Annotated in this window: 6 protein-coding genes; 4 read left to right on the forward strand and 2 right to left on the reverse strand. The window is 66.8% G+C overall.

Annotation, left to right across the window (positions count from 1 at the left end; translation table 11 throughout):
- The 4 genes from ACIP5W_RS35600 to drmC form a co-directional block, all read left to right on the forward strand.
- The coding region (locus tag ACIP5W_RS35600; protein ID WP_401482211.1) for a hypothetical protein at positions 1-485 on the forward strand (485 nt) is incomplete at its 5' end.
- Positions 482-4,246 (forward strand): DISARM system helicase DrmA, encoded by a 3,765-nt coding sequence (gene drmA / locus ACIP5W_RS35605; protein ID WP_401482213.1) that lies wholly within the window; start codon positions 482-484, stop codon positions 4,244-4,246. The genes ACIP5W_RS35600 and drmA, both read left to right, overlap by 4 nt.
- A complete protein-coding gene (drmB, locus tag ACIP5W_RS35610; protein ID WP_401482215.1) occupies positions 4,243-6,276 on the forward strand; it encodes a DrmB family protein in 2,034 nt (677 codons plus the stop codon). The genes drmA and drmB overlap by 4 nt, the downstream gene beginning before the upstream one ends.
- Entirely contained in the window at positions 6,269-7,003 is a 735-nt protein-coding gene (gene drmC, locus ACIP5W_RS35615) for a DISARM system phospholipase D-like protein DrmC (protein WP_401482216.1), read from the forward strand. Before drmB ends, drmC begins: the two co-directional genes overlap by 8 nt.
- A gap of 249 nt (positions 7,004-7,252) precedes the next feature.
- Here the strand turns inward: drmC and ACIP5W_RS35620 are convergent, their stop codons facing one another.
- A complete protein-coding gene (locus ACIP5W_RS35620) occupies positions 7,253-7,870 on the reverse strand; it encodes a hypothetical protein (protein WP_401482218.1) in 618 nt (205 codons plus the stop codon).
- A 590-nt stretch (positions 7,871-8,460) separates the two neighbouring features.
- The gene (locus tag ACIP5W_RS35625) at positions 8,461-9,471 is read right to left on the reverse strand and encodes a hypothetical protein (protein ID WP_401482220.1); all 1,011 of its coding nucleotides are present in this window, start codon (positions 9,469-9,471) and stop codon (positions 8,461-8,463) included.
- Positions 9,472-9,801: the final 330 nt, after the last annotated feature.

Here is a 9,801-nt window from a genome sequence, read left to right on the forward strand (position 1 = left end):
CACTGCGTCCGCTCCCGTCCGAACCGGGACGTCCCCTCCAAGGACGGGCCAGCACGGCACTCCGGACGAAACGCGATCACGCAACGGCCCCTGGGCAAGCACAGGGCGTCATTGAGGCTGGGCACGTCCTCGACACCGAGCGTCGCGAGATCATGCTCCGTCGTGGCCTCAGCCTGACCAAGCTCTACAACATGGTGCACGACCCGGCCATCATTGACTCCGCCGACTCTGACGTAACACGCCTCCGCGAGATCCACGTTGATCTCGACCACGCCGTCATGGCCGCCTACGGCTGGGACGACGTCCCTTTGGACCACGGCTTCCACACCTATCGCCAGATGCAACGCTGGACAGTGAGCCCCACTGCCCGGGTAGAGATCCTCGACCGCCTGCTCGAAGAGAACCACCGTCGTGCCACCTCGCAGGGCGTTGTCACACCCACCGGCGACAATGAAGCCACTGAGGAAGAGGAGGGCGACGAGTGACCACCCCCCGGCGCGACGGCGCCCAGCCCGCAGCGACACCCGGCGTCCCCCAGGCCCCGGCCTACCGTCTCGCCCTCGAACCCGACGACCGTTCCTGGACCGCCCGCGAGAACCTGGTCGACATCCTGAAGCGTGAGCTCCTCGGCCCGGCCAACGGCCCAGACGAGATCCTCGACGGCGTCCCCGACTCGGCGTACCTGATCGGCCGGATCGCGCCCGTGCGCCTCACCGCCGGCCAGGCCGACCCCGGCGAGGCCGGATCGGACGACGCCGCGACCGACGTGGGTGACTCTGTGGACGCCGCCGAGAGCCGGGGCATTCCGCTCACCGCCGTCGACGACAGCAGCGCGAGCTCAGACGAGGACGAGGTCGAGGACCAGCCGCAGAAGCGTGGGCTGATGATCCCGGCGTCGATGGGGCTGCGCTTCCAGATCCCTGACGATCTCGACGAGTTCACGGTGACCGCCTCGTGGGGCACGTACGAGCCGGTGAAGGAGAAGCGTGGCGAGGGCACCGAAGACGGCGGGGACAAGGGCACGGCACCCGCTCCGGCTCTCCGTCGTTTTCAGCGCACCCCGCACACTATTGCGAAGGCGATCAAGGTTGCCGACCTGAAGCCATCCCGTACGACCGAGATCGTACTCAAGGACAAGATCCTTCTTCGGGTGGATCGTTACGACGACTCCCATCGTGGCTGCCGGCTGATAGAGGTGGCGCTGTGCAACGACCGGGAGACGCCTCGCAAGATCCCGGTCGAGGCGTGGCTGTACCAGACCAAGCTATCGGTGTCGGCTAGTGGCGCTGAGGTGTTCCTGCCGGTCAATGACGTACTCCTCGACACCCGCCAGGAGCCGGACGACGAACTGCGGCGGCTGCGGCTTCAGTACCGCAACCGGCTGGAGTTCGCCCATGGCCGGACCTGCTCGGTGGACTGGAAGGTAGCCGAGGGAGCGCGCAGGGCCAGCGAGGTCTGGACGACCTGGCTGCCGGTGAGTGAGACGCCTCAGACGGCCGCCGAGGAGATCGGCGCGGCCCTGCTGGACATGCGCAAGCTCCAGGAGGCGTCGACCGACGAACTGCGTACGGGTCTTGAGCCGATCGTCGCGGGTTACACGGCCTGGCTGGATGGCGAGGAGCAGCGGGCCGAGGTGCTTCCGGAGCATCTGCGGTCCGAGGGTTTGGACGCGGTCACCGAGGCGCGTCGGGTGCAGCGCCAGCTTGAGGAGGGTCTGAAGCATCTCCTCGGGGACGAGGAGGCGTTGCGCTGCTTCCGGTTCATGAACCGGGTGATGGCTGATCAGCGTGTGCAGTCCCAGGTCGCGGAGCGGCGGGTGAGTCAGCCGGAGGAGAGCATCGACGAGGCTCGCGAGGCGATCCTCGAGGAGAAGGGAGCCTTGGCGCATTCGTGGCGTACCTTCCAGCTCGCCTTCGTGCTCATGCAGTTGCCGTTGCTGTCCGACCCGGCGGCCGAGAAGCGGTCGGGGGATCTGGCCAAGGCGCAGCTGCTGTTCTTCCCGACCGGTGGTGGCAAGACGGAGGCGTATCTGGGTCTGGCCGCGTACACGTTCGCCATCCGGCGGCGCCAAGGCGTCGTGGATGCCTTTGAGGGGCCATTGGACGGACGGTCCGGAGTGGCCGTTCTCATGCGGTACACGTTGCGTCTGCTCACCGCCCAGCAGTTTCAGCGCGCCACCACACTGGTGTGCGCGGCTGAGATGGCGCGGCGCGAGGATCGGGCGACATGGGGAGACGAGCCGTTCCGGATCGGGCTGTGGGTCGGTACCGATGTGAGCCCGAAGCGGTATGACGAGGCTGCCGAGCAGTTGCAGAAGGCCCACGGGGGCCGCGGGTATCGGCTGACGGTGCTACAGATCCAGCGCTGCCCGTGGTGCGGGACGCGGGTCGAGGCGCGGGATGTGCGCACGGAGCCCGCGCTGCGTCGGGTGTACGTGTACTGCGGTGACGAGCTGGCCGAGTGCCCGTTCTCCGACGGCGGCGAGGTCCCTGACGGGCTGCCGGTCCTTACGGTCGACGAGGAGATCTACCGGCTCGCGCCGGCGTTCGTCATCGCCACCGTGGACAAGTTCGCCCGCCTGGCGCGGGAGGGCGAGGCGGCCTCGCTTTTTGGGCATGTCTCACGGCGCTGCGAGCGGCACGATTTCGTCCATCCTGACTATCAGCAGTGCGACATCAAGGACGGCAGCAAACACCCCAAGAAGGACGGCCACCCAGCCGCTCCCGTGCACCCAGCCACCCGGCTGCGGCCCCCGGATCTGGTCATCCAGGACGAGCTCCACCTGATCACGGGAGCCCTTGGCACCACGGTGGGCCTGTTTGAGGTGGCCATCGACGTGATGACCGACTGGCGTACGAAGGACGGGCGCCCGGTTCGTCCGCTCCTTGTCGCCTCCACCGCCACCGCACGCAACGCGTCCGACCAGGTGCGTGCGTTGTACGGGCGGGACGTCACTATCTTCCCGCCGCAGGTCCTGGATGCCGGGAACACTTTCTTCTCCAAGGAGATCCCGGTCTCCGAGGACAAGCCGGGTCGCCGGTACGTCGGGATCAGTACGACCGGGGTGCGCTTGACCACGGCGGAGATCCGGGTTGCCGAGGTTCTCATGGCCGGCGGGCAACTGCTTCTTGACCGCTCCGGCAGCGTGGCCGATCCGTACATGAGCCTGGTCGGCTACTTCAGCGCTACCCGTGAATTGGCCGGCATGGCACGGTATATGAGCGACGACATCCAGACCGCGCTCGCCAAGGGCCGCCCCTGGTCGAAGCTTCCCCGCCGCACGGGTACTAACTACGGGTCGCTGCACGTCGCCGAGCTGACATCACGTGTGGCCAGTGCCGACATCACCGCGACCCTCGACCAGATGGCGGTGTCGTTCGATCCAGGTTTCGACTCCACCGCGGGCAAGCGGAACCGGCGCGCGTTGCGGGAGGCGAAGAAGCCTGAGCCCACGCGCGAGGTGAACCCGTACGACGTGGTGCTGGCCACCTCCATGCTGCAGGTGGGGGTCGACGTGACCCGGCTGGGTCTGATGCTCGTTGTAGGCCAGCCGAAAAACACCGCCGAGTACATCCAGGCGTCTTCCCGCGTCGGCCGGGCAGCAGACCGGCCGGGCCTGGTCCTCGCGCTGGGGAACTGGGCGCGCCCCAGGGACCTCGCCCACTTCGAGCAGTTCCGCCACTACCACGAGACGTTCTACGCGCAGGTCGAGGCACTGTCCGTGACTCCCTTCTCGGTGACCTCGCTGGAACGCGGTCTGGACGGTGTGCTGGTCAGCGCGGCCAGGGTTTTGCAGGCCGCAAAGGCCGGCCCCGGCCAAGGGCTGTCCCCGGAGGACGGCGCGGCCCGTATCGAGGCCGAGCAGCACTTCGCCGGTGAGCTCATCGACGCCCTCGTGCGGCGGATTGCACGGGCCGGTGACGAGGACGCGGCCAACCGCGCCCGCCTGCGCTTGGAGAACCGGCTCGACCAGTGGGGCAAGCGGCGCAAGCACCTCGTGGAGCTGCGTAAGTCACTGGTGTACGAGCGGGTTCTGGACGACAGCCGGCACGATGCGCTGATGATGAGCGCGGAGAACGCGAAGGCGGGCCTTGACACACGGGACACACCGCCGTTCATCGTGGCGAACTCGATGCGTGAGGTCCAGCCGGAGATCAACTTGCTGGTGAGCCCCATCAAGGAACGACTGGTGTACCGAGCACCTGACTATGCCCCGAAGTGGCAGATGCCGGAGGAGAGTTCATGAGTGACGAGACGCGGTTCGTCTACGACGTCGCTCACGCCGTCGACCCACTGGGCGATCTGGAGCAGGAGGCGGAGAAGGCCACCAAGCACAACCGCGCCAAGGTCGGCTCAGCCCGCCCCTCCTCCCTGCTTTACACCTACGGCCCCGGCGCGATCATGGACCTGCCACAGTTCACGATCATGCCCACTGGCTTGGACGAGTGGGACCGCATCTGGCAGCGGCGTGACTCCGCGCCTCCCCAGATCCACGCTCCACGGCTGCGTGACGTGGTCCGTATGATGCTGCGCTCCCCCGACGTGCAGCTGAGGCCGTATCCCTGGCAGCCGAAGAAGCACAGCCGGTCCGCCGAGGGCAACGACCTCGGCGTCCCGTCCCGGGTCTTCCCGCAGTGGCTGCGGTGCACTGGCTGCGACATGCTCGGGTTGCTCGCCCAGTTCGACTACCGCAATACGCATCCCTTCCGCACCGACCTGGCCGTGTTCGAACATGCCAAGTGCACGGGGCGCGCGGGTGGCCGCACCCGCAGGCCGATGCGGCGCACCGCGATCCCGGCCCGTTATCTGCTGGCCTGCGTCGATGGGCACCTGGACGAGTTCCCGTACGACCTGTGGGTGCACCGCGGGCAGCCATGCAGCAAGGCAGAACTGCCCGCCCTGAAGATGGTCGACCGGACGGCCGGGAAGGGTGCCTCGGCCGTCATCCAGTGCGCATCCTGCGACTTGCGGCGCCCGATGAACGAGGCACAGGGCGAGGCCGGCAAGGCGAAACTGCCGAAGTGTCGCGGACGTCACCCGCACCTGGACGCCTTCGAGCCCAGGGGGTGCGGCAACGACACCCGGCTGATGCTCGTCGGGGCCTCCAACCTGTGGTTCCCGGCCACCCAGTCGATCATCGTCATGCCGGAGTCCCAGGAAGAAAAGGCCAGTGACCTGGCCGACCGGGTCCGCACCGCGCTCGGCGACAAGCTCGCCAAGTACCGCGCCAGCCTCGACCTGATCAGGGACCTGCTGGGGATGGACGGCGGCGTAGACGTAACCGGCCTGTCTGACCACGACCTGGAACAAGTCCTTCAGGCCGCTTCCGCACCCACCGACACTCCGGAGGAGCAGGAAGAGAAGCTCCGCGACTGGGATCCGGTCGACCTTCTCGTCCCTGAATGGCGTTACCTGCTGCGCGACATCGTCGGCACCCGCGTCGAGGACCCCAAGAGCGGCCTCACCCTCGCCACCCGCGAGCGAGGCGACACTCTGCAGCCGGAGATCACCCGCGTCCTCGCGGTCGAACGTCTCCGCAAGGTGAATGCCCTGGTCGGCTTCACCCGCATTGATGACATGGACCGCGTCGGCGACCTCCCGCGCCGCCTGGCCCCACTGACCCGTACACCACGACCGGCCTGGACCGTAGCAACCGAGGACCGAGGCGAAGGCATCTTCCTACAGCTCGACGAGAACGCAGTCGCCGCATGGGAAAAACGCGTCCTCGACACCGACATGTGGAAGTTCCACCGCGAGGCACACGTCAGAAACTTCAGACGTCGCTTCTCCGACACCGCCGACCAGGTCGACCCCGACACCCGGCTGAAGCCCCCGCGCTACTGGCTCGTCCACACATTCGCCCACATCCTGATCCGCGAACTCGCCCTCACCTGCGGCTACTCGGCGGCAAGTCTCAGCGAACGCCTCTACGCCTGGCCCGCCGCGGAGGGCCGAGACCCGTCGGCCGGCCTTCTGATCTGCACAACCGCCTCCGACAGCGACGGCACCCTCGGCGGCCTCGTCCAACTCAGCGAGCCTTCCCGCCTCCAAAGGGTCGTCGGCAGCGCGCTACGCAAGGCCGCCCGATGCTCCTCCGACCCCATCTGCTCGAAGCGCACCCCGCAGGACCCCGAGGACTTCCTCCACGGTGCCGCCTGCCACTGCTGTGTCATGGCCTCGGAGACCTCCTGCGAACGCGCCAACCGTTTCCTCGACCGCCGCTTCCTCCTCGACCTGCCCGGCAGCAACCTCGGGTTCTTCCAGGTCCATGAGTGAGGCGGACGCGCCACGACGCCTTGGCCAACTCCTCACCGGGACCGAGGCCAAAGGCATAGCGGACCGGCTCGCCGACGGTGACACCCTCACCGCGGCGCTCAAGGTCGTCGCGGTCGGCCAGCGGGCAGAGGTCCGACACCTCCTGGAGGCGGTTGCCAGCGGCACCGGGCCAAGGCACCAACAAGTCCTGGCCCTGCGCGCAATCGAGGGGGCACGGGCTCTGCCGACCACTTTGTCACCGCTCTGGACCATGCCCGGACACCTCGTCCAGAGCGGGCCGCTCACCACCTCGGTGACGCGCCTCGTGGACAGCGCACGCCACGCAATCACGTGCTCAACCTTCAACTTCCAACGGACTTCGGCGCTTTGGAAGTCATTACGAGAAGCCGCACAGCGTGACGACATCGCCGTCCGCGTCTATATGGACGCCCGGGCCGCGGACGGCGTCGGACAGCAACGGTCCCCGACGACTGCAGAAGTCGCTGCGCACCTATCGCCGGCCGAGGTCTGGCGAACCAAGCAGTTCGACGGCACATACGTCCGCAACCACGCAAAGTTCCTTGCCATCGATCACCATCTTCTCCTGGTGACCAGCGCGAACTTCTCCTGGAGCGCGGAGAACAACAACGTCGAGTTCGGCGTCCTCATCGACAACCCGAACCTCGCCGAAGCCGTCGAGCGCGAGCTGCGCGAGGCGGAGGGCGCCCTGTACGAACGGATTTCCTGACGTCTCGCAGAGCGGCCTTCCGGAGCCTCTCTGCGAGAACCAGGCGTCGCCCCCCCGAGCTGCATCGTCAACAAACAACGGTGCCCTCGCCGGACACTGCACGCCGTCGTAGCCCGGCGTGCGCAGACGCCCTGCCGGAGTTTTCCGGCGGGCTTCGTCGTCTCAAAGGCGTTGGCAGTGCGCCCGGCCAGCAGATGAGCCGCCGGACGCTTCCCTTTTGCCATTGAACGGCGGGGCCGCCGCGCCGTCTCACTCAGAGACGAGACACGCAGCCGGTACCCCGCGTTCACCAAGCAGTGTCCTGAGCGACGAGACCGGATCCGGTGCAGCGGTGATAGCGGTGACCTCCGTATCGCTGATCCGGATGGTCGGGAGCCAGTCGTGCACGGAGGGCAGCAGATCCGCCAGTGCGTCCCTGAAGGCGCGTTGCCGATGGCGCCCGCCCTCGCCAGGGAACAACGGCGGCTTTGACTTGCCGAAGCCGCCGCCGGGTTCACGCCCGGTCAGAGCCTGCGAGCGGGCCAACCATCGAGAAGCGTCGAAGCCGAGCTTCACGCCTGCCGGGTAGTGCTCCAGCGTGAGAGCGCGGGCTGCGGTGAAGTGCTGCTTCTCGTCAACCTCGAGGATCTGCTGCTGCCCGTTCTCGTAGGTGAGCAGGACGTCCAGGCTCCGCCGCTCGCGAGAAGGGGCCTGCTCCGGCAGGACCAGCCCAGTGAGCGCACCGTAGATGGCCGCGACCGTCTCCCACATGCCGACACACTCTGTCCGCCCTGGCCGCCGCAACCAGGTCGGACAGCTCTCTGGTTCGATCTCCGCCTTGACCACGTCAGGCAGTAGGCGGGTTATGCCGTCCTGCAACTCCTTCACACCGGCACCCTCTCACCTGATAAACCCATCCGAGTATCGGCGACGCCTCTGACACCGACTCGCTCTCGTTGGCCCTGCCTCCGGCCTTCCAGCACGGCCGGGCAGCGCCGCCCGCATACGTCCACCAGCTTCCGCGCGCGTGGTCGAATGCCGATCGCGGGTCCAGCCCAGCCAGCGGGCTGGCGAGTTCTGCACGTCATCGAGCAGGGCAGCATCGTCACCTCCACTATGGAGGGGCAGGCGATTTTCGCGATGTTGTCCGTGCTCGCCGGCCCCCAGCGCGAGCTGATCGTGACGAACATCAACGACGGGCTCGCCTCCGCGAGGGCTCGCGGCTGGCCCGGGAGCCTGGGCCCAATCTCACTCCCGACCAGGCCAAGCTCGCCCAGCAGCTCTACGACGCCCGGGAGAAGACCGTCGAGCAGATCGCATACCTGTTCGGAGTGCCCTGGTCCTCGGCCTACGGACGCCTCGACAGGAAGACTGTGCCCCGCCAGCCGAAATCGCAGATCCCGCTCGCTGAGTCCCTGACGGCTGCCTTGCGTTCGGGAGCAGAGGAGTTCGGGGCCTGTTTTCTGGTCTCCCCTCTGTTAGTTGGTGCTGGCGTTGTGCAGGTGTTCACCGAAGAATCCCACGACGATCAGGCCGCTTTGATCCGTGTCATCGAGGTAGTGCAAGCGGGGTGCAGGTGGCGCTCCGTCGCCGATGCGGATGTGTTCCAGCATTGCCGCGTATCCCGACGGGTCGATGTCCTCGGGGACCCGGAGTCTCCTGTCAGCCTTGCCGCGAGGGCTGCTGCTGGCGAACTTCCCCTCGTTCAGAATCACCTTGACTGGTGAGAGCAAGGGGGACGGGCGGCTGCCGCAGTACGCCCTCAGGTTGGCGAAGTCAGGGCCCGCCCCGCGGCCGCGCGCCCTGGTCAGGTTCTTATCCTCGGCGTACGCCTGGATCATCGCGAGGGCGTCTGCAAGGCGATTCCTCCAGAGCGACGCCTTTTGATGGTGCTCAAGCCGTTCGGCCTCGTCAGGGTCAGCGGTGATCACGAGCAGCGTGCAATACTGCTTCGCTTGTTCGAGGACGCCGCATAGGGTGGGTGCATCCAACCTCAGTTGGAGGGACTCCGCGTCTCCCACCACAATGCCGTCCTCCTGCCGGGGTCGCAGGCGTGCGATGGCAGTGTCACGTGCGCGCAGGGCTGCGTCTCGCTCCTCCTCTGCAGCTCTGAGCAGCTCGGCGAGGCTGCCCCGCTCCTTCTCCGCCGCCCTGAGCTGAGCTTCCAACTCAGCGACCTCGGGTTCCTTCGGCAGGTGCAGCACTTCCTGCACCAAGTCAGGGATCATCGACTGGAGTTTCGCTTTGAGGTCATCATGCTGGTCGATCACTTTGGCGTAGGACCTTGCCCTAGTCTCGGCCTCGCGGCGCGCGTCCCTTTCCATTTCAGCAAGGTGCTGGTACTTCGCGGTCTCCTTCCTGTATTGCTCCACGAGTGCCTTGGACAGGTTCTTAACGTTCTCGTCGAGCAACACCAGCTCAGCATGGGCCTTGATGTTGCAGTGCTGCTCTGCTACAGGGCCGAACGGGCTCCGCGCTGTCGGGTTCATGCATCCCCCTCAACGTCCATGTGGGTCGATCGTATGGGCGGAGCATGACGGCCCTAACCAGTACCAGCGAGTTACTTGTCCCCTGGTGTCTGAGTTACTGAACTCTTCGGAGTGTTGTCGGCTGACGCGTGAGCTTGAGTCCAGCGCTGGCAAGGCGCCCGCCGATCAGTCTGGGCGGAGCTGAATATGGCGCAGACCCCGGCGGAGGGTGCGTTCGAGATGGTCGTCGTCGGTAAACTGATCGTTTCAGAATGAGGTTCGCAGGCGGCGGAGGCATATGAGGCTGCAGGCCAGTTCGAGCAGGCCCTGGTGGAGATCAGCGCGTCGCTC

The organism is Streptomyces sp. NPDC088766 (assembly GCF_044750845.1).
Taxonomy (GTDB): Bacteria; Actinomycetota; Actinomycetes; order Streptomycetales; family Streptomycetaceae; genus Streptomyces.